General features: G+C 71.5%; 23 protein-coding genes. 17 read left to right on the top strand and 6 right to left on the bottom strand.

The annotated features are described in order from the left end of the window. Positions 1-11: 11 nt before the first annotated feature. The 3 genes from M1R94_RS00660 (at position 12) to M1R94_RS00650 (ending at position 3,390) form a co-directional block, all read left to right on the top strand. Positions 12-554 (top strand): Fur family transcriptional regulator, encoded by a 543-nt coding sequence (locus tag M1R94_RS00660; protein ID WP_308199855.1) that lies wholly within the window; start codon positions 12-14, stop codon positions 552-554. Between the two features lie 65 nt (positions 555-619). Continuing rightward, a complete protein-coding gene (locus M1R94_RS00655; RefSeq protein ID WP_249379730.1) occupies positions 620-2,278 on the top strand; it encodes a catalase in 1,659 nt (552 codons plus the stop codon). 176 nt (positions 2,279-2,454) lie between these two features. Beyond that, positions 2,455-3,390 carry a hypothetical protein gene (locus M1R94_RS00650; protein WP_249379729.1) on the top strand — a complete coding sequence of 312 codons (936 nt, stop codon included), beginning with the start codon at positions 2,455-2,457 and terminating at the stop codon, positions 3,388-3,390. A 105-nt stretch (positions 3,391-3,495) separates the two neighbouring features. On the opposite strand, the gene M1R94_RS00645 is transcribed toward M1R94_RS00650, so the two are convergent. Continuing rightward, entirely contained in the window at positions 3,496-7,575 is a 4,080-nt protein-coding gene (locus tag M1R94_RS00645; protein WP_249379728.1) for a carbohydrate binding domain-containing protein, read from the bottom strand. 292 nt (positions 7,576-7,867) lie between these two features. Between M1R94_RS00645 and M1R94_RS00640 the strand changes: the two genes are divergently transcribed. Together M1R94_RS00640 and M1R94_RS00635 are read left to right on the top strand one after the other, a co-directional pair. After that, on the top strand, positions 7,868-8,110 hold the full coding sequence (locus tag M1R94_RS00640) for an RNA polymerase subunit sigma-70 (protein WP_249379727.1): 243 nt from the start codon (positions 7,868-7,870) through the stop codon (positions 8,108-8,110). Further along, entirely contained in the window at positions 8,103-8,711 is a 609-nt protein-coding gene (locus tag M1R94_RS00635; protein ID WP_249379726.1) for a Clp protease N-terminal domain-containing protein, read from the top strand. Before M1R94_RS00640 ends, M1R94_RS00635 begins: the two co-directional genes overlap by 8 nt. A gap of 106 nt (positions 8,712-8,817) precedes the next feature. Here M1R94_RS00635 and M1R94_RS00630 read toward each other — a convergent pair whose 3' ends face one another. Beyond that, complete coding sequence (locus tag M1R94_RS00630) at positions 8,818-9,282, bottom strand: tRNA (cytidine(34)-2'-O)-methyltransferase (protein ID WP_249379725.1); 465 nt, start codon at positions 9,280-9,282, stop codon at positions 8,818-8,820. 68 nt (positions 9,283-9,350) lie between these two features. Between M1R94_RS00630 and M1R94_RS00625 the strand changes: the two genes are divergently transcribed. Continuing rightward, positions 9,351-10,382 carry an aldo/keto reductase gene (locus M1R94_RS00625; protein WP_249379724.1) on the top strand — a complete coding sequence of 344 codons (1,032 nt, stop codon included), beginning with the start codon at positions 9,351-9,353 and terminating at the stop codon, positions 10,380-10,382. 92 nt (positions 10,383-10,474) lie between these two features. Here the strand turns inward: M1R94_RS00625 and M1R94_RS00620 are convergent, their stop codons facing one another. Next, positions 10,475-11,392, bottom strand: coding sequence for an NAD(P)-dependent oxidoreductase (locus M1R94_RS00620; protein ID WP_249379723.1), 918 nt, complete (start codon positions 11,390-11,392; stop codon positions 10,475-10,477). Between the two features lie 113 nt (positions 11,393-11,505). On the opposite strand from M1R94_RS00620, the gene M1R94_RS00615 reads away from it, so the two are divergent. Further along, a complete protein-coding gene (locus tag M1R94_RS00615; protein ID WP_249379722.1) occupies positions 11,506-12,561 on the top strand; it encodes a D-2-hydroxyacid dehydrogenase in 1,056 nt (351 codons plus the stop codon). A 61-nt stretch (positions 12,562-12,622) separates the two neighbouring features. Here M1R94_RS00615 and M1R94_RS00610 read toward each other — a convergent pair whose 3' ends face one another. Next, complete coding sequence (locus M1R94_RS00610; RefSeq protein ID WP_249379721.1) at positions 12,623-13,591, bottom strand: DUF4862 family protein; 969 nt, start codon at positions 13,589-13,591, stop codon at positions 12,623-12,625. Between the two features lie 295 nt (positions 13,592-13,886). Here M1R94_RS00610 and M1R94_RS00605 point away from each other — a divergent pair, with 295 nt between their 5' ends. From M1R94_RS00605 to M1R94_RS00565, 9 genes are all read left to right on the top strand, one after another. Beyond that, positions 13,887-14,948, top strand: coding sequence for a TRAP transporter substrate-binding protein (locus tag M1R94_RS00605; RefSeq protein ID WP_249379720.1), 1,062 nt, complete (start codon positions 13,887-13,889; stop codon positions 14,946-14,948). Between the two features lie 27 nt (positions 14,949-14,975). Further along, positions 14,976-15,479, top strand: coding sequence for a TRAP transporter small permease (locus M1R94_RS00600; RefSeq protein ID WP_249379719.1), 504 nt, complete (start codon positions 14,976-14,978; stop codon positions 15,477-15,479). Positions 15,480-15,493: 14 nt separating this feature from the next. Next, complete coding sequence (locus tag M1R94_RS00595) at positions 15,494-16,804, top strand: TRAP transporter large permease (RefSeq protein ID WP_249379718.1); 1,311 nt, start codon at positions 15,494-15,496, stop codon at positions 16,802-16,804. Between the two features lie 91 nt (positions 16,805-16,895). Then, entirely contained in the window at positions 16,896-17,735 is an 840-nt protein-coding gene (gene kduI / locus M1R94_RS00590; RefSeq protein WP_249379717.1) for a 5-dehydro-4-deoxy-D-glucuronate isomerase, read from the top strand. Positions 17,736-17,758: 23 nt separating this feature from the next. Further along, complete coding sequence (locus M1R94_RS00585) at positions 17,759-18,649, top strand: IclR family transcriptional regulator (protein WP_249379716.1); 891 nt, start codon at positions 17,759-17,761, stop codon at positions 18,647-18,649. A gap of 61 nt (positions 18,650-18,710) precedes the next feature. Then, positions 18,711-19,499: an SDR family oxidoreductase gene (locus tag M1R94_RS00580; protein WP_249379715.1), complete on the top strand. Its 789-nt coding sequence runs from the start codon at positions 18,711-18,713 to the stop codon at positions 19,497-19,499. Next, positions 19,499-20,512 carry a C-terminal binding protein gene (locus M1R94_RS00575; RefSeq protein ID WP_249379714.1) on the top strand — a complete coding sequence of 338 codons (1,014 nt, stop codon included), beginning with the start codon at positions 19,499-19,501 and terminating at the stop codon, positions 20,510-20,512. The genes M1R94_RS00580 and M1R94_RS00575 overlap by 1 nt, the downstream gene beginning before the upstream one ends. Position 20,513: 1 nt before the next feature. Further along, entirely contained in the window at positions 20,514-21,545 is a 1,032-nt protein-coding gene (locus M1R94_RS00570) for a zinc-dependent alcohol dehydrogenase (protein WP_249379713.1), read from the top strand. Further along, positions 21,542-22,297 (top strand): glucose 1-dehydrogenase, encoded by a 756-nt coding sequence (locus M1R94_RS00565; protein WP_249379712.1) that lies wholly within the window; start codon positions 21,542-21,544, stop codon positions 22,295-22,297. The genes M1R94_RS00570 and M1R94_RS00565 overlap by 4 nt, the downstream gene beginning before the upstream one ends. A gap of 57 nt (positions 22,298-22,354) precedes the next feature. On the opposite strand, the gene M1R94_RS00560 is transcribed toward M1R94_RS00565, so the two are convergent. Together M1R94_RS00560 and M1R94_RS00555 are read right to left on the bottom strand one after the other, a co-directional pair. Continuing rightward, positions 22,355-22,945, bottom strand: a complete 591-nt coding sequence (locus M1R94_RS00560) for an AhpC/TSA family protein (protein WP_249379711.1) — start codon at positions 22,943-22,945, stop codon at positions 22,355-22,357. Positions 22,946-23,037: 92 nt separating this feature from the next. Then, positions 23,038-23,628: a TetR/AcrR family transcriptional regulator gene (locus M1R94_RS00555; RefSeq protein ID WP_249379710.1), complete on the bottom strand. Its 591-nt coding sequence runs from the start codon at positions 23,626-23,628 to the stop codon at positions 23,038-23,040. A gap of 215 nt (positions 23,629-23,843) precedes the next feature. Between M1R94_RS00555 and M1R94_RS00550 the strand changes: the two genes are divergently transcribed. Then, a complete protein-coding gene (locus tag M1R94_RS00550; protein WP_249379709.1) occupies positions 23,844-25,634 on the top strand; it encodes an ABC-F family ATP-binding cassette domain-containing protein in 1,791 nt (596 codons plus the stop codon). Positions 25,635-25,647 lie beyond the last annotated feature (13 nt).

Here is a 25,647-nt window from a genome sequence, read left to right as displayed (position 1 = left end):
ACCATGGAGTGGTGACCGAGTCCCCCGAGGTGCTGATGCGCGCGGCGGGCCTGCGCGTCACCGGCCCCCGGCTCGCGGTGTACCAGGCGCTGGACACCGCGACGGCGACCGGGCGGCACCTCACGGCCGCAGTGGTCACCGACGCCGTCCGCACCCGGCTCGGGGCCGTCTCGACCCAGGCCGTCTACGACTGCCTCGAGGCGCTGACCGCCGCCGGCCTCGTGCGTCGGATCGAACCGGCCGGGCACCCGGCGCTCTACGAGACCCGCGTCGGTGACAACCACCACCACCTCGTGTGCCGCGGCTGCGGGCGCACCGCGGACGTGGACTGCTCGCACGGCACGGCCCCCTGCCTGACCCCCGCCGACGACCTCGGCTTCGTCGTCGACGAGGCCGAGGTCGTCTTCTGGGGACGCTGCGCCGACTGCGCGGCGAGCCAGGCGCCGTCGTCCGACGGCCTGCGGGTGCGCCAGGCCCGGGGGCCCGCCGGCGCGCGTCCGGTTCTCCCCTCGCGGGCCCCTGGCGCCGCCGGACCCTCGTTCACCACCGCCTGACCCTGCGCGCCGTACCGCCCGGCGCCCCACAGCTGACCGCACGACCCACCCGCCGAGAGGACACCATGACCGACGTCGCATCCCAGCCGCCCGCACCCGACGACCGCCCCGTCCTGACCAACCGTCAGGGCCACCCGGTCCACGACAACCAGAACCAGCGGACCGTGGGCGCCCGCGGCCCGGCCACGCTGGAGAACTACCAGTTCCTCGAGAAGATCAGCCACTTCGACCGCGAGCGCATCCCTGAGCGCGTGGTGCACGCCCGCGGCGCCGTCGCCTTCGGGTACTTCGAGGCCACAGGGACCTGGGGTGACGAGCCGATCTCCCGGTACACCCGGGCCAAGCTGTTCGCCGAGGCCGGCAAGAAGACCGACCTCGCGATCCGCTTCTCGACCGTGATCGGTGGCCGAGACTCCTCCGAGGCGGCCCGCGACCCCCGCGGCTTCGCGGTGAAGTTCTACACCGAGGACGGCAACTGGGACCTCGTCGGCAACAACCTCGGCGTCTTCTTCATCCGCGACGCGATCAAGTTCCCCGACGTCATCCACTCCCTCAAGCCCGACCCGGTCACCCACCGGCAGGAGCCCGCCCGCATCTTCGACTTCATGTCGCAGACGCCCGAGGCGATGCACATGCTGGTCAACCTCTTCAGCCCGCGGGGCATCCCCGCGAACTACCGCACCCAGCAGGGCTTCGGCGTCAACACCTACAAGTGGGTCAACGCCGACGGCCTCACGCACCTGGTCAAGTACCACTGGATCCCCACCGCCGGGGTGAAGAGCCTGACCGAGGCCGACGCCGCCGTCATCCAGGGCGGGGACCTCGGCCACGCCACCAAGGACCTGTACGAGTCCATCGAGCGCGGCGAGTACCCCGAGTGGGAGCTGCGGGTCCAGCTCATGAGCGACGACGAGCACCCCGAGCTCGACTTCGACCCGCTGGACGACACCAAGGTGTGGCCCGAGGACCAGTTCCCGCCCAGGACCGTGGGCAAGATGGTGCTCAACCGCAACGTCAGCAACTTCTTCGCCGAGAACGAGCAGCTCTCGTTCGGCACCGGTGTGCTGGTCGACGGCCTGGACTTCTCCGACGACAAGATGCTGGTCGGTCGCACCTTCTCCTACAGCGACACCCAGCGCTACCGGGTGGGCCCGAACTACCTGCAGCTGCCGGTCAACCAGGCCAAGAACGCGAAGGTCGCGACCAATCAGCGCGACGGGCAGATGACTTATCACGTGGACGGCGCCGGCGAGAACCCGCACGTCAACTACGAGCCGTCGATCACCGGCGGCCTGCGCGAGGCCACCGCCCCCGCGCACGACGAGCAGGGGCCCCAGATCGTCGGACGGCTCACCCGCAAGCGCATCCCGCTGACCAACGACTACACCCAGGCCGGTCAGCGCTACCAGCTCATGGAGCAGTGGGAGAAGGACGACCTGGTCACCAACCTGGTCGGCGCGATCGGTGAGGCCGTGCCGCAGGTGCAGCAGCGCATGGTGTGGCACTTCCTGCTCTGCGACGACGAGCTGGGCCAGCGGGTCGGCGAGGGGCTGGGCATCACCGCCGCCGACGTGCGCGACCTGCCGCCGCTCGCCAGCCAGACGCTCTCGCAGGACGAGCTCGACCGGCTCGAGAAGCTCGGCTCGAACGGGCCGCGCGACGTCACGGGTCTCCAGATGACCCACTGCGTGCCCAACGAGCGCGTGGTCCTCGCTCAGGCCTGACCAGCGAGGTGACCGGTCCTCGGGCCCGCTCCGCATGCCGGGGCGGGCCCGAGGTGCGTCATGGCGTGGAGGCGTTCCAGCGCCGTCGAGCGCAGGCCGGCACCGCGAACGTCCCGCCGGGGATCTCGGCAGCTCTTCCCCTTGGGGAGCGGCGACCGCGTGCCGATGGGTGAGGGGTGACCGGACAGGCTGGTGAGCCCGCACCGTGGGGGCTCGACCTCCTGACGGGTCTGAGGCGCAGCGTCCGCGAGCGCACGCTCTCGCGAGGACGGGCGCTCGGTCTGATGGTGGTGCTCGTGCTGGGATGGCTGGGGCTGGCCGGGCTCTTCGTGCTGGGGTGCTTCGTCGTCGCCCTGCTCGCCGTGCTGGTGACCGCCCGGCACGCTCCCGGTCAGGGCGTTCGCGCGGACGACCCCGACGTCCTGGCGATCGCGATCGTGCTGGGCGTGACGGCGGTCGCCGCGGGCGTGGCCGTCAGCCGGCGGAACCGTCGCCGTCGCGCCCGGACCCGGCAGTGGGCCGGCGCCCATGGCTGGGACTACCAGCGCCGCTCGAGCCTGCTGTCCAGCCGCTGGAGTGCCCGGGGGATCCCCTTCTCCGCGCATGCGACCGACGTGCTCCGACGTGCTGACGCGCGGGGCGAGGTCGCCTCGTCGACCATCGGTTCAGGGTTGGCCGACTGGTCGAGCAGGCACGCGGTGATGGTCGTCGGTCCACGGCGGTTCCCCTCCCTGACCGTGACGCCGATGACCTTCCTGGATCGCGTCGCACGGGCCGTGGGGGGCCAGGACCTGACGGTCGAGTCCTACGACGTCAACGAGCGGTGGCGGATCCGGTGCGCCGACGCACGCTTCGCCCACGACGTCCTGAGCCCACGCCTCCTCGAGCGGCTCGCCCGCGCGGACCTGCCGGGCCTGCGGCTGCTGGTCGAGGAGCGCGACGTCGTGGTGCACGCTCCGGGGCCCACCGATCTCGCCCGCGTCGAGCTGATGGCGGACCTGGTGCTCGACCTCGCCGCGCTCCTTCCCACCTACCTTCCTGACGACTACCCGCCGTTCGGGCCGGACGTGCCACGGCGCGACAGGAGGCCCGCCCCCCGCCGCATGCGCTGACCGGGGTCTGCCCCGGCGGCACGGAACCCCGTGCCGTACGTCGAGGACGTCGGCACGGGGTTCCGTGGTCGTCGGGTCGGGTGGCGGGGCCCGTGGCGATGCGGGTCAGAGATCCAGCGGCACCTCACCCGGAACCGCCTCGTCCAACCGGCGCTGTCGAGCCTGGGCCACCAGGAGTCCGCCGGTCGCCAGGAGGGCCAGGGCGATCAGGGCGGCCACGAGGTTGGCTCCGGTGGCGCCGAGGACTCCACGGTCACCGGCGGCGGAGCCGCCGGCGGCAGAGCCGCCCGTCCCGGGAGCGCCGGTTCCCGGCGCGCCGGTCCCGGGCGTACCCGGGGGTGGCGTTGAGGGGTCCTCGGGGTCGACCCCGGGTACGCCCCCGAGCCGGATCTGGTCGAGCAGCACCGTGCCGCTCGTGACCGACTCGTCGAAGGTCAGCCCGAACCCGTTGACCGTGGTCAGCGTGAGGCCGTTGTCGGGTGCGCCGGCCGGCTGGTCGGCGGACCGGGTGAACGAGCTGAACGGCACCGCGACCTGACGCCATCCCTCGGTGCTGTCCACGAAGCTCGCCTCGAACCGCTCGGCGGTGTCGGGGGCCTGCTCGACCTTGACGTAGTCGATCAGGTACGACGCGGGCAGCTCGAGCCCTTCCTCGATGGTGCCGCCGAAGTTGCCGCCGATGGCCAGGTTGAGGATGAGGAAGAACGGGTGGTCGAAGACCCACTCGGAGTCACCGGGGAGATCCGCAGGGGTCACCTGGTGGTACTGGTCGCCGTCCAGGAACCAGGTGATGCGGCCCGGCTCCCACTCCACGGTGAACGTGTGGAAGTCGTCCGCGAAGGACTCTCCCTCCGGCAGGTAGACCCTGCCGTCGATCGACGCCCCACCGGAGTAGCCGGGGCCGTGGATCGTGCCGAACGCCTCGTTCGGCTGACCGTTGTCACCCTCGACGTGCTCCATGATGTCGATCTCGCCGGTCTGCGGCCATCCGACCTCGAGGAAGTCGTTGCCCAGCGTCCAGAACGCGGGCCAGAGGCCTTCGCCCGACGGGACCTTGAGACGCGCCTCCATGCGGCCGTACAGGAACTCCTCCTTGTCCATGGTGGCGATGCGGGCGGAGGTGTAGCCGCACGGCACGTTGCTCGCCGAGCACCACAGCGTCTCGTCGGTGCTCTCGCGGAGCTGGATCTCGAGGTTGCCCTCGCCGTCCTGCCACACGTTCTGCGAGCCCGGCGTGTAGAACTGCGACTCCTGGTTGCCCCAGCCCCAGCCGCCGGTCTCGTTCGACCACGAGTCCGGGTTCACCGGGGTGCCTGCCGGGGCGTCGAAGTCGTCGAGGTACACGGTGCTCGTCCAGCCGGCGGGACCAGGGTCAGGGGCCGCGTCGTCGCGCAGGGACACCGTGACGGGCTCACCGCTGCCGGTGCCGCGGTACCAGAAGCTCAGCGCCTCGCCGCGCGACCAGTCCTGCGCCTGCGCGAAGTCCCGGCGCACCTCGGCGCCACCACCCGTGATCGTGACCTCGCCCACGCCCTCGTCGGCGGCCTGCCCCGGGTAGGCGTTCGCGTCGCCCGTGAGGACGCGGATGTCCTGGAGTCCGGCACCGGTGGTCCGCCAGAGCCCCGGATGCGTCTCGAAGTCCTCGATGAGGTTCGGGTCACGCGGGTCGTCGTCCTCGATCGCGATGCTCGCGTACCGCGCGAACGGGCTGAGGTCGGCGCCGGTCGTGCCCGCGAGCGCGAGCTGGATGTTCTTCGTGAGCTCGAACTTGTCGTCGTCCAGGAGCTCCACCGAGAAGGTCTTCTCGGTCTCGCCCGGGGCGAACGTCAGGGTGCCGCTCACCGGCGTGTAGTCGCGACCGGCGACCGTGGGGACGGCCTCGGTCTGGGTCCGGTCCGTGCCCTCGAGCGTGGCGTAGTCCACCGTCACGGTCTCGTCGGACGCGCGTGCGAGAGCGACCGTCACCGTCGCCGTCCCGCCCTCGGTGCCTTGGTAGACACCGCGGTCGAAGCCCACGAGCAGCGGGACGTCGGCCAGGCTCGCACCCCACCGCGCGAAGCGGTCGACGAGGTACTCGGTCGGCCCGTCGGTCTGCGCGACACCGATCGCGTAGCCGTGGACCTCGTCCAGCGTGAACCCGTCGTTCGGGGCACCGTTGCCGATGTCCTTGCGCGCGAAGTCGTCCCACGACAGCTCGACGAAACGCCACCCGGCGATGTCGTCCGTGATCGACGCGCTGTACCGCTCGGCGTCGTCGGTGGTCGAGCCCTCCGCGCGGTTCTCGACGACGTCGACGTAGACGACGTTCCCCGTGCTCTGGCCGTACAGCCAGAAGTTGACGCCCTGCGAACCGCTCCAGTCCTGCGGCGTCCAGACGCCGTCGGAAGAGAACGCGTGCGAGATGCCGGCCCAGGTGCCCGCCGGGACGTCGAGCGTGAGGCCGAGGGCGCTGTTGCCGTCCTCAGCGCCCGGTCGCGCAGCCGTCCGACCGTCGGTGACGACGTCCGCGACCACGGCGCCGCCGTTGCCGGAGTAGGGCTGGAAGCCGAGACCCAGGCCGTCGGCGTCCGTGCCGGACGGCAGGCCGTCGGCGTGCTCGTACTCGTCGATCACCGTCTCAGGGACGGTGAGCGAGATGTCCTCGAGGTACCAGGTGGTCTCGGTCGGGACGGCGGTCGCGCCGATCGCCCAGCCGTGGACGGCCGAGAGGTTGAGACCGTCGTTGGGCGCCCCGTTGCCGACGTCCTTGCGGGTGAAGGTGCTGAACGGCAGCTCGACGTAGCGCCACCCGGTCGAGTCGTCCGTGAACACCACGCTGTAGCGCTCCGCGTCGTCGGTCGTCGACCCGGGGTTGCGGTTGTCCAGCAGGTCGATGAAGAGGGACCTGCCGCTGTTGGTGCCGTGGAACCAGAAGGACAAGCCGTCGAAGCGGCTCCAGTCCTGCGGGGTCCAGGCGCCTCCCGGGTCACCGAGCTTCTGCGTGACGCCTGCGTAGGACGGCGCCGTCATCGTCAGACGCAGCGTCGTGTCGCCGGCGTCGTCGCCCGGCGCCGGCGTCGGCGGAAGCTCCACAGCCCCGGACACGGTGGCGGTCGGGTCGGCGAAGAACTCGTGGCCGGCGGTGACGCCGTCCTCCGTGACCGGCAGCGCGCCCGGGGTGTCGAAGCCCTCGACGAGACGCACGTTGTCCCACACCGGCTCCGCCTCGGCGGCGTCGTCGTCGCGGATGGTCACGGTGTGCGTGGAGGTGCCGAGATCGGCGCCGGCCACGTCGGAGAGCGTCAGCGTGAAGGTCTCGTTGCCCTCGACGATGGCGTCCTGGGTGGTCGCGACCTCGATGGTCGCGGTCGTGACGTCCGGTTCGAACGTCACGGTCCCGGTCGCGGCCGTGTAGTCCTCGCCTGCGGTCGCGGTGCCGTCCGCCGTCGCCCAGTCAGCAGTGACTGCCGTGTCCGAGGCGATGTCGAGTCGGACGGTCACCGTGACGGTGCCGCCCTCGGTGACACTGCTCGCCGGGGTGGCGAAGCCGACCTTCGGCGCGATGTCGGCGCCGCTGAACCAGGCGAGCTCGTCGAACTTCCAGGTCACCGGCCCGGGCGTCGACACGACGGGGAAGATGATGCCGTACAGCTCGGTGAGGTCGAGGACCCCGTTATCAGGCGCCGGGTTGTGGTCACTGGCGACCTGGTAGGCCGTGAACGGGATCTGGATGAGCTTCCAGCCCGTCCAGTCGTCCGTGAACTGGTAGTCGAACCGCTCCGAGGTGTCCGAGTCCGTGGCGGTCGCTGCGGCGCCATCGAGGAGCTCCGACTGCAGGACGGCGCCGCTGCCGGTGCCGTACATCCAGAACTGGAACCCGTCGAACGCGCTGGCGTCCACTGCCGAGGCGAAGTTCTCGCCGAACCCGGCGTAGGCGCCGGCCGGGACGTCCGCGCCGACGGAGAGGACGTTGTTGTCGCCGACCTGGCCGTCCAGGGCCAGGGGGTCGCCGTCGGCGATGGTCTCGACGCCGAAGCCGGCGCCGCCTCCGCCACCCTGGTAGGCGTAGAAGCCGTCCGGGGCATCCGAGGACCCCTCGAAGTCGGCGAGGATCGAGACGGTCGCGGCCGATGCCGGCATCGCGAGTCCCACCGAGAGTGCTGTGACGGGGACCAGCCCCGCCGCGATCGACCTGCTTCTTCTCACGCTTCTCCGCCTTTGGAGTCGTCTGCCGCGCGACGTTGCGCGGGCCCGGAGGGTCGGACATGCGCAGTATGCCCCCGATCGCCGGGCAATGGAACCGGTCTCAGAGAGCGATCTCTGATGCTGAGAGAGCGCTCACTGGCGTGGCGTGGTGGCCGTGCTGCAGGAAGGGCCGCTCGACGCCCCCGCTGCGCTCTTCACCCCACCGCTCGAGACCGGCTTCGACCCTCTGTCGGTGAGGGTTCGTTGTCAGACTGGGTTGACACCAGACGATTGTCAGACCAGGCTGACACCCATGGATCTCACAACGGTGGAAGCGGCGGCTTCGACGGCTGACCCCCGGGACGGGCTACGGACGGTCGTCGCTCTGCACCGCCTGGCGGACAGGTTGGAGGACCTGCACGTCGCCCGGGCGCGGGAGCGGGGGATGTCGTGGGCGGACATCGCCGTCGAGCTCCAGGTCACGCGCCAGACGGTGCACAAGAAGCACAGCCACCCACGCGGACCACGGAGATGGGGCAACCATGCTGATGTATGACGAGTCTTTCGTCGCGGTGATGACGGCGACGACGAACGAGGCCACGGCCCTGGGGGCGCACGCCTACGGCTCCGAGCACGTGCTGCTCGGGCTGCTGGCGTCCGACGACGAGCTGACGCAGAAGGTGGTGCGAGCCTTCCCTGGTCTCACGACGGCGTCGGTGCGTGACGCGGTGCTCGGGGCGGTGGACGACGCCCCGCACCTGGCTCGGCTCGGGCTGACCGCTCACGACCCGGCGGTCACCGTGCCCGCCGAGCGCGAGGGGAGCGGGACGCGACCGCGCACCAAGCACACGCCCGAGCTGCAGGCGGCACTGAACCGGGCGACGGTGAAGTGGGGTCACCTTCGCCGCACCCGCGCCGTGCCGAACGAGGGCAAGGTGAGCAGCGCGGTCCTGTGGCTCGGGGTGCTCGAGCCCTCCGCGCGCGTGCCGCGACTGCTGGACGCGATGGGGATCGACCCGGACGACGTGCGCACGGCGGTCCTGTCCGCACTGGTGCCACCAGGTGCCGCGGTCCCGATGTGGCCGGCCGAGGTGCCCGCCGGACCGATCACCCGCCTGCTCCACCGCGTCCTCGGCCGGACGATCGTGGATGGGTGAGAGGTGCAGCTGCCGGGGACGCCGCCGGCTGCCAGCGCCCCTGCCCAGGATCACGCCGCCGGGGTGAGTGCGCGGGGCGGCGCCGGCTCCTGGAGACCGGCCCGGCTCAGACGGCCCCGGCGAACCCCAGCTGGCGCCACGCCTCGTAGGTCGCGACGGCTGCGCAGTTCGAGAGGTTGAGCGAGCGCCGTCCGGCCAGCATCGGGATGCGCACCTGCTCGGTGACCCGCGGGTGGGCCAGCACCTCAGGGGGCAGCCCGGACGGCTCGGGACCGAAGAGCAGGACGTCGTCGGGCCGGTACGCGACGTCGGTGAAACGGGCGCCCGCCTGGGTGGTGAAGGCGAGCACCCGCGACGTCGGCAGCGCAGCCAGGGCGGTGTCCAGGTCAGGGTGCACGACGACGTGCGCGAGGTCGTGGTAGTCGAGGCCCGCTCGCCGCAGCTTGGGCTCGGACAGGTCGAAGCCCAGCGGCTCGACCAGGTGCAGGGCGGAGCCCGTGGCTGCCGACGTGCGGATGGCGCTGCCGGTGTTCCCGGCGATCCGCGGCTCGAAGAACATGACGTTGAGCACCCGCCGAGTGTGCCACCGCCCACGGTGACGGGGCGTCGCGCGCGGGGCGCGACGACTAGCGTGGACGCATGAGCACCCCTTACGTCGCCGCCGACGACCGCTACGAGACCATGACCTACCGCCGAGCCGGCCGCAGCGGCCTGGACCTGCCCGCGCTGTCCCTCGGGCTGTGGCACAACTTCGGCGACACCTCGCCGTTCGAGACCCAGCGTGCGGTGCTGCGTCGCGCCCTCGACCTGGGCGTCACGCACCTGGACCTGGCCAACAACTACGGCCCGCCCTACGGCTCGGCCGAGGAGAACTTCGGTCGACACATGGCCGCCGACCTGCGCCCCTACCGTGACGAGCTGGTCATCTCCTCCAAGGCCGGTTACGACATGTGGCCCGGCCCGTACGGCGACGGTGGTTCGCGCAAGTACCTGCTGGCCTCGCTCGACCAGTCGCTGACACGGATGGGCCTGGACTACGTCGACGTGTTCTACTCCCACCGGCCAGACCCGACGGTGCCCGTCGAGGAGACCATGGGGGCGCTGCACACCGCGGTGACCAGCGGCAAGGCGCTGTACGCCGGGGTATCGAACTACTCGCCGTCCCAGACGCGTGAGGCCGCACGGGTGCTCGGTGAGCTGGGCACCCCGCTGCTCATCCACCAGCCCAGCTACTCGATGTTCAACCGGCACGTCGAGCTGGTCGCGGACGGTCAGGACGAGGCGCTGCTCGACACCGTCGGCGACCTCGGTATCGGGATGATCGTCTTCAGCCCGCTCGCCCAGGGACTGCTCACCTCGCGGTACCTCTCGGGTGAGGTGCCGGCCGGGTCGCGGGCCTCGGTCGGCCACTTCTTGACACCCGAGCGCATCTCCGAGACCTATCTGGCGCGGGCCCGGGCGCTGCACGAGATCGCCGCGGGCCGTGGGCAGAGCCTGGCGCAGCTGGCCCTCAGCTGGGTGCTGCGTGACCCTCGGGTCACCTCGGCGCTGATCGGTGCGAGCAGCGTCGCCCAGCTCGAGGACAACGTCGCGGCGCTGGCGGCCGGTCCGCTCACCGACGACGAGCTCGCTGCGATCGAGGAGCACGCCGTCGACGGCACCGCCCGCTGAACCGACCCGTCCGCTGAACCGACCCGTCCGCTGAACCGACCCGTCCGCTGAACCGACCCTGCTGCTGAGCCCGCCCCGCCCTCACTGTGCTCTCAGGGTGCGGGCGGGGCCGCCAGCGACTCGAGGTAGGCCTGCACGACGGCGGTGTCCTGGTCGCCGAAGCCGCGTTCGGTGAGGTCGGTGAAGACCGCGCGCAGGACGTCGGCCTGCGGGGTCGGGGTGCCCGTGCGGCGCGCCTCGGCCGTGGCGAAGCCCAGGTCCTTGACCATGAAGCGCGCTGCCCCTGAAGGGCTGTGGTCGTGGGTCGCGAACCGCTCCTTCTTGACCTCCAGGATGCGGCTGGCCGCGTACCCGCCACCCAGGAGGTCCAGCATCGCCCCGACGTCCAGCCCGGCCCGCTCGGCGACCACCGAGGCCTCCCCGAGGGCCAGCACGGTCGCGGCGACGATCATCTGGTTGCAGGCCTTGGCGACCTGACCCGCGCCGAGGGGACCGAGGTGCACGGCCGTCCCGGTGGCTGCGAGCACCGGCAGGGCCAGGGCGACGTCCTCGTCGGAGCCGCCGAGCATGACGGCCAGGGTGCCGGCCTCGGCGCCCTCCTGCCCGCCGCTGACCGGTGCGTCGACCACCCGGACCCGGCCGCCGGTCTCGGCACGGAGCCGGGCGTCCAGGGCCCGGACGCCCTGGGGGGAGACGGTCGAGCTGATCACGAGCAGCAGTGGGCCCGTGGCGCCGGCGAGCAGCCCGTCGGGTCCGTCGAGCACCGCGTCGACCTCGGGCAGGTCGGGGACCATGAGCACCACGACGTCGACCTCGGCGGCCAGCTCGCGTGGGGTGGCGTGCCACACCGCGCCCTGCGCGACCAGCGCCTGGGCAGCCGCGGGACGGCGTGCGGTCACGTGGACCTCGTGCCCGGCTCGCTGGATGTGACCGGCCATCGGAGCTCCCATCACCCCCAGCCCGACCACTCCGACGGACCCCGTGCGGACCTGCGCAGCCTGCTCACCCATGCCAGGCAGCCTAACCAGCACCCCCAGGGGCCGTGGGTTGGTGCAGGCGGGGGACGCGTGATGGGGTGGTGCCCGGTGCGGTGAGTGGCATCGCGCGGTGAAGGGATCAGCTGATGAGTCGCACGGACCGGTTGCGCATGGTGCTCGCCACCCCCCTCGAGGAGGAGCTGTGCGTGCTGTTCGAGGAGCTCGAGCCCCGCGTCGAGCTGGTCCGGGACCACTCGCTGCTCCCGCCCATGCGACACCCGGGGGACCACGGCGGCGACCCGTCGTGGTCGCGCACCCCTGAGCAGCAGGCCCGGTTCGAGGAGCTGGTCGACTCGGCCGAGGCCCTGTACGGCATACCGGACGTGTCGTCGGCCGCCCTGGCCCGCACGGTCGCGGCCAACCCGCGGCTGCGCTGGGTGCAGACGATGGCCGCCGGTGGGGCGTCCCAGGTGGGGGCGGCCGGGCTCGCGCCGCAGGACCTGGACCGGGTGACGTTCACGACGTCGGCCGGGGTGCACTCGGGGACGTTGGCGGAGTTCGCGCTCTTCGGTCTTCTCGCGGGCGCCAAGACCCTGCCGCGACTGCTCGATCAGCAGCGCAGCAGGACCTGGTCGGGGCGCTGGGCGATGGGCCAGCTGCACCAGCAGACCGTGCTCGTGGTGGGCCTCGGCAACATCGGACGGCAGACCGCCCAGCTGCTCACGGCCGTGGGTGCCCGGGTGATCGGGGCGAACCGCAGTGCGATCGAGGTCGAGGGTGTCGAGCGGGTCGTGGGGCTCGACCAGATCGCCGAGGTCGCCCCCGAGGCCGACGCGATCGTGGTGACGCTGCCCGGGGCTCCGGCCACCGAGGGGCTGGTCGGGGAGCGGGTGCTCGGTGCGCTGCGTCGCGGGGCCACCGTGGTCAACGTCGGTCGCGGCACGGTCATCGACGAACCCGCCCTGGTGCGGGCCCTGCAGGACGGCGCCGTCGGCTTCGCCGCGCTGGATGTCACCGAGGTCGAGCCGCTGCCCGCCGAGAGCCCGCTGTGGGGGCTGCCCAACGCGCTGATCAGCCCGCACACCGCCGCGCTGAACCCCCTCGAGGATCGTCGGATCGCCGAGCTCACGGCTGAGAACGCGCGTCGTCTGCTCGACGGTGAGACCTTGCGCAACGTCGTGGGGCCCGATGACCTGGCCTGACCACCTGTCGGTGGCGGGCGACCGGTGGTCGTCGGGCCCCTGACGGTCGGGACCGGTCGGCTCAGCGGGTGAGGTCGAGGGCGGCCCGTGCCACGGCGAGGCGCGTCGCGACGTCCACGTCCCGCGGCCTGACCGAGACCTTGACCGCGATCAGGGGATCGGTCCCGCCGCGCGTGGCCACGTCCAGCGCCGCCGCCACCTCGTCAGGTCCCAGGAGCGAGGCCGACGACGCGGCGAGGGCCGGGTCCTGACCCCGCGGCGGGATGTGCGCGTCGCCCCAGGCCGGCCCCCACGGCGTCTCGACGTCGCTGGCCCCGGACAGGACGAGGGCGCGCAGCAGACCGGCCTCGACCGCGGTCTCCAGGTGGGCCAGGGCGGTCTGGGCGCTGCGTCCCTCGATCGCCGAGCGGCCCCAGTTGATGCTCACGCCCAGGGCTGTGCCGGCGGGAGCGTCACCGGCGACGCGTCGGATCGTCGCGATCTCGTCCTCGAGGGTCCAGAAGCCCTTCGCGGCACTCTGCCCGTCGACCAGTGCGTCGCAGTGCTCGACGAGGAACTCGGCTCCTGCCGTGTCCCAGCCGAGGATCTCCTCGAGGGACCGGGCGAACGCGTCCCGGGTGCCGAGGTCGGGCCCGGGTGCGCTGTGCACCTGGATCGCCGTGACCTGTCGTCGTCCGTGGGTGTCGGCGAGGTGCAGCGCGAGGTCGCGGGCGCGGGCGACGTCCGCCACGGCCCGGCGGCGTGAGGCGTCGTCGGCCGAGGCCAGGCCGTGCGCAGGGTCGGTGCCAAGTCGGGACATGACGGTGGGGATGCAGGTCAGGAGCAGGTCCCACTCGGGTCGGAGGTTCCGGGCGAGCCAGCCGGGCTCGAGGCTCGGGGCGCCCTCGGGGGGCAGGGGCATCTCCAGACCCGCGACGCCGAGGCGTGCCACGCCGTCGTAGAGCTCGGTCTCCGCGACGGGGTCGGCGGGGGCCATGGAGTAGGCCCCCAGCAGACGTGCGCCGGGCTGGTCCGGGGCCGGGATGGTCATGGTTCCTCCGCTGTTCGGTGGCTCGCCGGGCACGGTGGCGTGCTCGGGTCGTGCCCGCATCGTCTCGATACGGTCTCGATCCTGCCCTGGGACGAAGGTCTCGTTGTGTTCGGGGCCAACGGTGGCTAGTGTTCCGTAGGTCGGAACTTAGTTCCATCCACGGACCACTGACGAAGAGGTCAGCTCGACCAGGACGCAGTAGTTCGGTTGTCCACCAGCACGCGGGGTCGCCCCGCACCGCATCCCCCCGGTACGTGACGGGAGCTCACCCGTGAGCCAACCAAGGAGTAACAGCATGAGGCGAAACAAGGCAGTTTCGATGACCGCCCTGGTCGGGGCGGCTCTGCTCGCACTGACAGCGTGCAGCGCCGGAACCGGCACCACCACCCCCGAGACCGCCCCCGAGGCCGGCGAGACCGCTGCCGCCCCCGAGGCCAACGCGGACACCCTCGTCATGAAGGTCGCGTTCAACCAGCCCGAGACCCACCCGCAGTACATCGTCATGGACGAGCTCGGTGACAAGCTCTTCGAGGCGACCGACGGCGCGTACGACGTCGAGGTCTTCCCCAACGAGACGCTCGGTGCCCAGCGCGAGACGATCGAGCTCCTCCAGGCCGGCACGATCGAGATGGCCTACGTCGGCGGCCCGCTGCTCGAGAACTTCAACCCGGACTTCGTGGTCTTCAACCTGCCCTTCGTCTTCGACTCCCCGGAGCACCAGAGCCAGGTCACCAACGACCCCGACATCACCACCGAGCTGTACTCGTCCCTCGAGGGGCAGAACATCAAGGTGCTCAGCGCCTTCCACGGCGGCGTCCGGAACGTCTACAACTCGGTCAAGCCGATCAACACCCCCGCGGACCTCGCGAGCATGAAGATCCGCGTCATCGAGTCGGACACCAACATCGAGATGATGAGCCTCATGGGCGGCACCGGGACCCCGATGGGTCAGGGTGAGGTCTACACCGCCATCCAGTCCGGCCTGCTCGAGGGCGGCGAGAACAACGAGCTGATCTTCTACAACCTGAAGCAGCACGAGGTCGCCCCGTACTACAGCTACACGCGTCACCTGATGTTCCCGGACTACCTGATCATCAACCCGGCGATCTACGACGCCATGTCGGCCGAGCACCAGGAGATCTTCGCCGAGCTCCTCGCCGAGGCCCGCGTCCACGAGGCCGAGCTGTGGACCGAGCAGGTCAGCGCGGCCAAGGACGCCGCCGAGGCCGAGGGCGCCATGTTCAACGAGGTCGACGCCGAGGCCTTCGCCGCGGTCATCGCCCCGCTGACCGAGCAGAAGCTCTCGAACGACGTCACCCGCGGTATCTACGACCAGGTCCGCGCCGCAGCCGAGTAACGGCTGCCCGTCCCGAAGAGGTCCGACATGACCACAGCAAAGAACGTGCTCGATCGTGTGCTGACGTGGTTCTGCGTGGTGCTGTTCGCAGCCCTCGTGGTCGACGTCGCGTGGCAGGTGTTCGCCCGGCAGGTCCTCAACCAGCCCAGCGGCTGGTCCGAGGAGCTCGCCAAGTACCTGTTCATCTGGTTGGGCCTCTTCGGGGCGGCGCTCGTCTTCGGCGAACGCGGCCACATCGCGGTCGAGATCGCCGTCCGCAAGCTCCCACGGGCCGCGCAGACCGTCTTCTCGGTCATCGTGCAGCTCGCCATCCTGACCTTCACCGGCCTGGTGCTGATCTGGGGTGGCTACCTGGTCGTCCAGCTGGCCTGGGCCCAGAACCTCACCGGTCTACCGGTCAACGTCGGCCCGCTGTACCTCGCGCTGCCGATCTCGGGCGTGCTCATCGCCCTCTACACCGTCTACCACCTGGTCCGGATCCTGACGGGCGCCGAGCGCCCCGTCGAGGACTCCGAGCCCGACGTCCTGTGAAGGAGGGCTGACCCATGGATCCAGCAGCACTCGCAGCACTCATCCTCCTCGTAGGCATCGCGATCTTCCTGATCATCGGCGCGCCGATCAGCATCGCCGTGGGCCTGTCCTCGATGACGGCGCTGTTCGTCATCCTCGGCGTCGAGAACGGCGTCCTGACCTCTGCCCAGCAGATCTTCCGCGGGATCAACTCGTTCCCGCTGCTGGCCATCCCGTTCTTCGTCCTGGCCGGCGTCATCATGAACAACGGCGGGATAGCCATCCGGCTGATCAACGCCGCCAAGGTCATGGTGGGCCGCACCCCGGGCTCGTTGGCCCAGACGAACGTCGCCGCGAACGCGCTCTTCGGCGCGGTCAGCGGGTCCGGCGTGGCCGCGGCAGCGGCGATCGGCTCGACCATGGGGCCGCTGCAGGCCAAGGAGGGCTACAACCGAGGCTTCTCCGCAGCGACCAACATCGCCTCGGCCCCGGCCGGCATGCTCATCCCGCCGAGCAACCTGATGATCGTCTACTCGTTGGTCTCGAGCGCCTCGATCGCAGCGCTCTTCGTGGCCGGCTACGTCCCGGGCCTGCTGTGGGCGTTCTCGTGCATGGTCATCGTCTACCTGTACGCCCGCAAGCGCCCCGAGCTCAAGATCACCGAGCGGGTGGGCTTCGCCCAGGGGCTCAAGACCATCGTCATCGCCCTTCCGGCGCTGTTCCTCATCGTGGTCGTCATCGGTGGCATCCTCGGTGGGATCTTCACCGCGACCGAGGCCTCCAACATCGCGGTCATCTACTCGCTCGTGCTGTCCGCGATCTACAAGTCGATCACGATCAAGCAGATCCCGCGCATCCTCATGGACGCGGCCCGCACCACCTCGGTCGTGATGTTCCTCATCGGGGTCTCCTCGGTGATGGGCTTCGTGATGTCCTTCGCCAAGGTGCCCGCGCTGGTCTCCGAGGCGCTGTTCACGATCAGCTCCAACCCGGTGATCCTGCTCCTGCTGATCGCCCTGGTGCTGCTCGTCGTCGGGCTCTTCATGGATCCGACGCCGGCCGTGCTGATCTTCACGCCGATCTTCCTGCCGATCGTCGCGGCGTTCGGGATCCACCCGGTGCACTTCGGGATCATGATGGTGTTCGCCCTGTCGGTCGGGACCATCACCCCGCCCGTGGGTCCCATCCTCTTCGTCGGGGCCAAGGTCGCCGGGCTCGGCATCGAGGACGTCGTCCGACGCCTCATGCCGTTCTTCGGGGCCCTGATCCTGCTGCTGATCATGGTGATCTTCACACCGGCCCTGTCGATGTGGCTGCCGAGCGTGCTCGGCCTGGTCGCCTTCTAGTCCCCACCGGCCGGCGCCGACCCCCCTCGCGCCGCCGGCCGGTGGTCCCGACCTTCGTCACGACCTCGATCTCGTCACCGAAAGGCCCACCATGGAACAGCGTTACGCGACCAGCCCGGAGCACGTCCCCGGGATGGACACCGCCGAGCTCCGGCGGCGCTACCTCGTCCAGGACCTGTTCGTGGACGACGAGGCGACCGCGGTCTACACCCACCACGACCGCGTGGTGCTGCTCGGGGCCAAGCCCGTCACCGGCCCGCTGCCGTTGCCGACCTTCCCCGAGATCCGCTCGGAGTTCTTCCTCGAGCACCGCGAGGCGGGCATCGTCAACGTCGGAGGCCCCGGCCAGATCACGGTCGACGGCACCACCTACGACGTCGGCCACGGCTCGTGCCTGTACGTCGGGCGCGGCGCGGTCGAGGTCGTGTTCTCCTCGACCGACACCTCCGGAGAGCAGGGTCCCGCGCGGTTCTACGTGGTCTCCGCCCCGGCGCACACCGCCTACCCGACCACGCTGGTCGAGGCCGGCACAGGCACCATCCGTGAGCTCGGCGACGGTCTCACCTCCAACCGGCGCACCCTCAACCAGTACATCCACGAGAACGGCGTCCGCAGCTGCCAGGTGGTCATGGGGGTCACCACCCTGCACCCGGGCAGCATGTGGAACACCATGCCCGCGCACACGCACGACCGCCGCATGGAGGCCTACCTCTACTTCGACCTGCCTGCCGACGCGCGCGTGATCCACCTGCTCGGCCAGCCCACCGAGACCCGGCACCTGGTGGTCGGCAACGAGGAGGCGATCATCTCCCCGAGCTGGTCGGTCCACTCCGGGGTCGGCTCCGCGAGCTACAGCTTCGTGTGGGCGATGGCCGGCGAGAACCAGTCCTTCGACGACATGGATGGCTTCGCCATCGCGGACATGCGCTGAGCGCGAGAGACGGACAGACGACCATGGCCACGCAGACGGTGCCCCCGCAGGGGATGCACGACGGCGGTTCGCACGACGGCGGTTCGCACGACGGCGTCCCGCCCGTCGGGGCACCTACGGGCGTCCTGCCCGTCGGGGCACCCGCGCAGGAGGCCGACGCACGGGTCACCTCGACCACCAGCGCGAGCGAGAAGACCCTGCTGGTGCTCGAGGCGGCACTGATGCACTCCCGCTTCACCGACGTGGTCGAGGCGACCGGGCTCGCCAAGGCCACCACGCACCGGATCCTGAGCACCCTGCTGGACCGGCAGTTCGTGAGCCTGAGCAGCGACGGGGGCTACCTCCCGGGGCCCAAGATCCTGGCCCTGGCCGGGCGCGCCCTCCAGCGCATCGACATCTCGGCCATCGCGCAGCCCTTCGTCGACGACCTCGTCGAGAGGGTGCACTGCACCGTGCACGTCGGGGCGGTCAACGGCGACGAGATCGTCTACCTGATCCGCAGCGACTCCGACAAGCCCTACCAGATGCCCTCGAGGGTCGGCCACGCCATCCCGATGCACTCCTCGGGCATCGGCAAGGTCGTGCTCAGCGGGTACACCGACGACGGCCTGCAACGCTTCGTGGCCCGGGCAGGGCTGCCGTACCGCACCGAGCACACCATCACCACGATCGAGGGTCTGCGTGAGGAGATCGCCTCGGTGCGCAGGCTCGGCTACGCCCTGGACCGGGAGGAGAACGTCCCCGGCGTGGGCTGCGTCGCGGCCCCCATCCGGGACCACACCGGAACCATCAAGTACGGCCTGAGCATCTCGACCCTCACGCTCGAGCACAGCGTCGAGCAGATCGAGGCGATGGCGGCCCTGGCCGTCGAGACCGCCGACCGCATCTCGGCGGCACTGGGCCACACCACCTGACCGACGCGGCCACGACCACCACGCCGCAACCCATCAGCACTCATACAGGGAGCACCCGACCATGACGAACCCCATCACCCCCGCCTCCTACGCGGAGCGTCTCCTCAGCCTCGAGGGCCGGCTCGCCGTCGTGACCGGGGCCAGTCAGGGCATCGGCCTGGCCATCGCGGAGTCCCTGGCCTCGGCCGGCGCGGACATCATCGGCGTCAGCCACGACATGCCCGAGGGGGACAGCGAGGTCCGGACGCTCGTCGAGGGCCTGGGGCGCACCTTCACCCCGCTGCGCACCGACTTCTCGGTGCGCGAGCAGGTCACCGCGCTGGCCGCCGAGCTGGTCGCCCGCGAGGTGGACATCCTGGTCAACAACGGTGGCACGATCCGTCGCACCCCCGCGGCCGTGCACTCCGACGAGGACTTCGACTACGTCGTGGACGTCAACCTGCGCGCGACCTTCATCCTGTCCCGTGAGGTCGGCCGCGGCATGATCGAGCGCGGCTTCGGCAAGATCGTCAACACCGCCTCGATGCTCAGCTTCCAGGGCGGCATCAACGTCCCGGGGTACACCTCGTCGAAGTCGGCCGTCGCCGGACTCACCAAGGCGCTGGCCAACGAGTGGGCCGACAAGGGCGTCAACGTCAACGCCGTCGCCCCCGGGTACGTGGCGACGGCCAACACCCACGACCTGCGTCAGGACCCCGAGCGCAGCCAGGCGATCCTCGGCCGCATCCCGGCCGCCCGCTGGGCCGAGCCGTCCGACATCGGCGACGCCGTGCTGTTCCTCTGCTCGAACGCCGCCACCTACATCCACGGGGCGATCCTGCCGGTCGACGGTGGCTGGCTGGCCCGCTGATGCGGATCGTCATCACCGAGTGCGACCACGACTCGTTCACCGCCGAGCACGAGGTCGTCGACCCCGTCGGTGCCGAGCTGGTGCTGACCCAGTCGCGGACCGCCGAAGAGCTCGTGGCCAACGCGGCCGGGGCGGACGCCGTGCTCGTGCAGTACGCGTCGATCACCGCCGAGGTGATGGACGCCCTGCCCCGGCTCAAGGCCATCGGCCGGTACGGGGTGGGCGTGGACTCGGTGGACGTCGCGGCAGCGAGCGAGCGCGGCATCGCGGTCTGCAACGTGCCCGACTACGGCACGGAGTCGGTCTCGGACCACGCGATCGGGATGGCTCTGGCCGCAGCCCGCGGCATCCCACGCCTGGACAGGGGTGTGCGGGCCGGGTCCTTCGACCTGCCCGTCGTGCGTCCGCTCTACCAGACCCGAGGTCGGGTCTTCGGCATCATCGGGATGGGTCTGATCGGTACGGCCACCGCACGCAAGGCCGCCGGCCTGGGCTACGAGGTGATCGGCTACGACGTCGCCGCGCAGCCCGGTGAGCCCACCTTCCACGGCGTCACCTCGGTGAGTCTGGACGAGGTGCTCGAACGCTCGCAGGTCCTGTCGCTGCACACGCCGCTCACCGACCAGACCCGCGGCATGATCGGCGCCGCACAGCTCGCACGCATGCGCCGCGATGCGATCCTGGTCAACACCAGCCGCGGTGGTGTGGTCGACGTCCCGGCGCTGGTCGAGGCGCTGCGCAGCGGGGGGATCCTCGCGGCCGCCATCGACGTGCACGAGACCGAGCCGCTGCCTGTCGGCCACCCGCTGATGGACTTCGACAACGTGGTGCTGACCCCCCACCTGGCCTGGTACACCGAGGAGTCCTACGACGAGCTCAAGCGACGCACGGTCGCGAACGTCGTGGACGTGTGCGCCGGCCGCGCGCCCCGCAACATCGTCAACCCCGAGGTGCTCGGCGCCCCGGGTCGCAACGCGGGGTGCGCCCCCGCCGACGGCATGACAGGAGCCTGAGATGAGCATGCGCGCAGCCCGGTGGACCGCGGTCGACGAGCTCGAGGTCACCGACGTCCCGCTGCCCGAGGTCCCGCAGGGCTGGGCACTGGTCAAGGTCGCCTACAACGGGATCTGCGGCACGGACCTGTCGATCTTCCACGGCAAGCACCCGCGCGCCCAGGCGCCGCTGATCATGGGTCACGAGATGTCCGGCTGGGTCGAGGTCGCGGGGGCGAGCGGACCGCCGGTCGGCGCCCTGGTGACGGTCGAGCCGCTCATCTCCTGCGGGGAGTGCCGGGCCTGCCGTGCGGGCAGCTCGCACGTGTGCCGTCGGCTCGGCCTGTACGGCATCGACGCCCCGGGGGGCATGGCGCAGTACGTCGCGCTCCCGCCCGAGGTGCTGCACGCGGTGCCCGACGGCGTGGACCCGCGGACCGCGAGCCTCGCCGAGCCGCTCGCCGTCGCGGTGCACGCGGTGGACCTGTCCGGCATGGAGGCCGGGGACACGGTCGCCGTGTACGGGGCGGGCCCGATCGGGGTGCTGACCGCGCTGGTCGCGCGCCACGCCGGTGCCGGGACCGTCGTCATCACCGAGCCCAGTACGTGGCGGCGCGAGGTCGCCGAGGGCCTGGGCTTCACGGTCGTGCCCGAGGGCTCGACCATGGCACAGACACTGGCCCCGCTGACCGACGGCGAGGGTGCGGACACCACGTTCGACTCCGCGGCCCATCCGTCGGTGGCCGCCGAGCTGTCGGCCACCACCCGGGTGCTCGGTCGGATCGTCGTCGTGGGCGTCTACAAGCAGCCCACGCCACTGGACCTGCAGGGCATCTGCTTCAAGGAGCAGTCGATGGTGGGCGTGCGCGTCTACACCTCGGCCGACATGACGCGGGCGATCGAGCTCATCGCGCAGGACGCGCTGGGCCTGGACCGCTTCCCGACCAAGGCCTTCGACCTGGCCGACGTCGACGCCGCCTTCAGCGCCGCGACCACCGGCCAGGACTGCCTCAAGGTCCTGGTCACCCCCCTGGATGGAAAGGCAGACGCATGAGCAACCCCTTCGACCTGACCGGCAGGACGGCCGTGGTCACCGGTGGTGGCCGCGGGCTGGGCCACGGCATCAGCACCGCGCTGCTCGAGGCCGGGGCCGACGTCGTCGTGCTGGCCCGCACCGAGGTGCCGGCCGAGCTGGTCGCCCACGCCGAGGACCTGGGCCGGTCCGTGCACTTCTACCCCGTGGACCTGGCCGACGGCGACGCGATCGCGGCCACCGCCGCGCAGGTGCTGGCCGACCACCGCGTGGACATCCTGGTGAACAACGCCGGCACGCAGGACCGGTACCCGGCCGTGGACTTCCCGCTCGAGGCGTGGGACCGCGTGATCGACATCAACCTGCGGTCGACCTTCCAGCTGTGCCAGCTGTTCGGGCGCCCGATGCTCGAGCGTGGCGAGGGCAAGATCGTGAACTTCGCCTCGCTCCTGAGCTTCCAGGGCGGCCTGACCGTCCCTGCGTACGCCGCGAGCAAGGGCGCCGTCGCACAGCTCACCAAGGCGCTGTGCAACGAGTGGTCGGCCAAGGGCGTCAACGTCAACGCGGTGGCTCCGGGCTACATGGCCACCGACATGAACACCGCGCTGCTCGCCGACCCGGTGCGCCTCGAGCAGCTCTCGGTGCGCATCCCTGCCGGACGATGGGGCAACCCCGAGGACATCGGCAACGTCGTGGTCTTCCTGGCCTCCCCGGCCGCGGGCTACATCCACGGTCAGGTGCTCGCGGTCGACGGGGGCTGGCTCGCACGCTGAGCGGTCTCGGAGCCTGAGCCGTCTCGGACGCTGAGCCGTCTCGCGCGGCCCGGCGCCTCACCCGAGGGCCGGTCGCGCCCTGCGCGCGTGGTCGAGGAGCTCGTCGACCGACCACTGGTCGGCGGCGTGGGCCCCGTAGCGGACCGCGACCACGGTGCCGTCCGGAGCCAGCAGCAGGTCGGCGGGGCGCCCGAGCATGCCGCCGTCGGGCGTGACCGGCGGGACCTTGCCGCGACCGCGGAGCGCCGCCACGACGTCGTGGACCGTCCCGCGCAGCATCGCGAGCACGGCCCGGGGGTCGAGCAGCGCGCGCACGGCGGGCTCGACCCCGAGCTCGGAGTACAGCCGACGGTCCGGGTCGGGGATGACGTCGAGAGGCAGGTCGGCCTCGTAGGCGAGGAGGTCCTGCGCGGTCGAGTGGAACACCACGACCTCGCGCACCCCGGCGGCGGTGATCTCCTCGAGCCGGCCGACGACCGACCGCAGGTGCAGGTTGCAGATCGGGCACCCGGCGAAGCGACGCAGCTGCAGGTGAGTGAGGGCCCCAGGGCTGGTCAGGTCGACGGTCCGGCCAGTCATGGTGGTCAGTGCGCGGGGTGGGACGACGTCGCCGGGGGTGAGTCTGCGAGCGGTGCGGGTGGCGGGCACGGGTGTCTCCTCGTGGGTCGTGGTGCGGGCTCGTACTTGGTCGTTCGGCCAAGTGGTCAGGGGCGGCTCGGTGCGGTGAGGGTCGATGGCGCTCAGCGGGGTGCGAGCAGGTGCGGGACGGCGCCCGCCGCCTGGTGGACGACGTCGGGGTCGTCCAGCGCGTGGGCGAGCAGGGCGGCTCCCTGGAGGTGGGCGAGCAGGGCCAGGGCCCCCGCGCGCGGATCGGTCGCGGCGTCGACCTCACCGCGGGCCTGCGCCTCGCGGACGGCACCCTCGAAGCGGCCGGCCCACGCCTCGAGGTCGCGGGTCACCGCGGCCCGCAGGTCGCTCGGACCGGGGCCGAGCTCGGCCGCCAACCCGCCCAGCGGGCACCCGGGGGTCGAGCCCATCGGCTGCCGCATCGTCGCGAGCATGCGGGCGAAGGCGTGGAAGAAGGTGGTGAGCCGCTCGAGGGGCGGCGCCTCGGTGCCGAGCGTCTCGTCCAGGAGTGCCGCGAGCAGCTCCCGGTTGCGTCCGGCGACCGCCAGGCCGAGGGCCTCCTTGGAGGGGAAGAAGTGGAACAGGCTGCCCTTGCGCACGCCTGCCGCGTCGCAGATGTCCTGCAGGCTCACCTCGGTGTAGGAGGAGGCGTGGATCAGGTCGCGTGCGACCTGCAGCACGCGCTCCTTCGTCTCGGCACCCACCAGGTCCTCCCTCGTCGTGGTCGACAGGCCACGAGCGTAGGCGTGACTTGGTCGATCGGTCAAGAACGGGATCGGTGGGGGCTGGTGACCGATATTCGCGTGCCTGTCATCACGTCCGGCACCTAGCATCGTGACGTGCTCCTGTGACCAGCGATCCGCTCCCGCGCCCGTGGCCCCGACCCGGTGGGAGGCCGACCGACCTCCAGGACGCCCGCATGACCACCACCCCACCCCCAGTGCTCGGCTCGCCGCGCGCGGGGTCGCCCGACCTCGCCCACCTGCGGGTCGAGGGCCTGTCGGTCTCCTTCGCCGACCGCCGCGTGCTGACCGACGTGTCCTTCGTCGTCCCGGGCGGTACCTGCACCGGGCTGATCGGCGAGAACGGCTCGGGCAAGTCCACCCTGCTACGGGCCGCTGCCGGGCTCGTCCTCCCTGACGCCGGCGCCGTGACCGCGGTCGCCCCCGACGGCGGACCGGCGCGCGTCGGTCTGCTGCACCAGGTGCCGCCCTTCTCCGCCTCGGCGACCGTCGGCGCGGCCCTTGAGCTGGCCGTCGCACCGGTACGGGCAGCCGAGCGCGCCGTGAGCACGACGGCCGACGCCCTGGGCCGGACCCCGGACGACCCGTCCGCCGCACGTGCCTTCGAACGTGCGCTCGCGGACGCGGAGCACCTGGGGGTCTGGACGATCGACACCCGGGTGGAGGAGATGCTCGCCGGGCTCGGTCTGGCCGACCTGCCCCGCGACCGGTCCACCGGGACGCTCTCGGGCGGCGAGCGGTCACGGTTGGCGCTCGCCTGGCTGCTGCTCAACGCCCCCGACGTGCTGCTGCTGGACGAGCCCACCAACCACCTCGACGACGACGCCGCCGCGCACCTGCGCGAGGTGCTCACCCGGTGGCGGGGTCCGGTGCTGCTCGCCAGCCACGACCGCGCGTTCCTCGACGAGAGCGTCACGTCGCTGGTCGACCTGGACCCCGCGGCCAGGCCGCACGCGGTGACGGGCCCGCTGGTCGGTGACGGGGAGGGCGCGGGGATCGGCGTGACCCGGTTCTCGGGTGCCTACACGGACTACCTCCTGGCGCGGCTGGACGCCCGTGACCGGTGGGACCGGCAGTACCGCGACGAGCAGGCCGAGCTCGGTCGGCTGCACGCAGCGGTCCGTGACCACCACCAGGTCGGGCACCCGGGGCGTGCTCCCCGCACCGAGGGACGCGCCGCCAAGAAGTTCTACGCCGACCGCAACGCCACGGTGGTCTCCCGTCGGGTGAACGACGCGCGCTCGCGGCTCGAGGACCTGCACGAGCGGCAGGTCCGCCGACCACCGCGAGACCTGGTGCTTCGTGGGCTCACCCCCGACGGCCCTCCGCGCCGTGCGCGCACCGCGGCCGGGCCCGTGCTCGCCGCCACCGGTGTCGAGGTCGCGGGACGCCTCGCGACGACGTCGATCACCCTGGGGGCGAGGGAGAAGTGGCTGGTCACCGGTGCGAACGGGTCGGGCAAGTCCACCCTGCTGAGCGTGCTCGCCGGTGACCTGCGACCGACGTCCGGCTCGGTGGACCACCCGCGAGGGCTGCGTATCGGGCTGCTCTCCCAGGACGGCGACCTGCCCGACCCGGCAGGGCGCGGGCCCGACCGCACCGCCGGTGAGGCCTACGCGGACCTGGTCGGCACCGCGCGTGCGGACGAGGTGCCGCTCGCGACCTTCGGGTTGATCGGCGGGCGTGACGAGAGCCGGCCGGTCACGGTTCTGAGCGTCGGGCAGCAGCGCCGGCTGGCCCTCGCTGCCCTCCTCGCTGACCCGCCGGACGTGCTGCTGCTCGACGAACCCACCAACCACCTGTCGCTGCTGCTGGTCACCCAGCTCGAGGCGGCGATCCCCGACTACCCCGGCACCGTCGTGGTCGCCTCGCACGACCGGTGGTTGCGGCGTGCCTGGGCAGGACGTCGGCTCGACCTCACGACCGCGGTCCGAGCGGCGTCCGACCCACGGGCTGCGGACCGGTGACCGGCCTCGTGCC

The organism is Actinotalea alkalitolerans, assembly GCF_023369855.1.
GTDB lineage: Bacteria > Actinomycetota > Actinomycetes > Actinomycetales > Cellulomonadaceae > Actinotalea.
The sequence above is the reverse complement of the archived record's forward strand: the minus strand, read 5'-3'. Positions and strand labels throughout refer to the sequence as shown.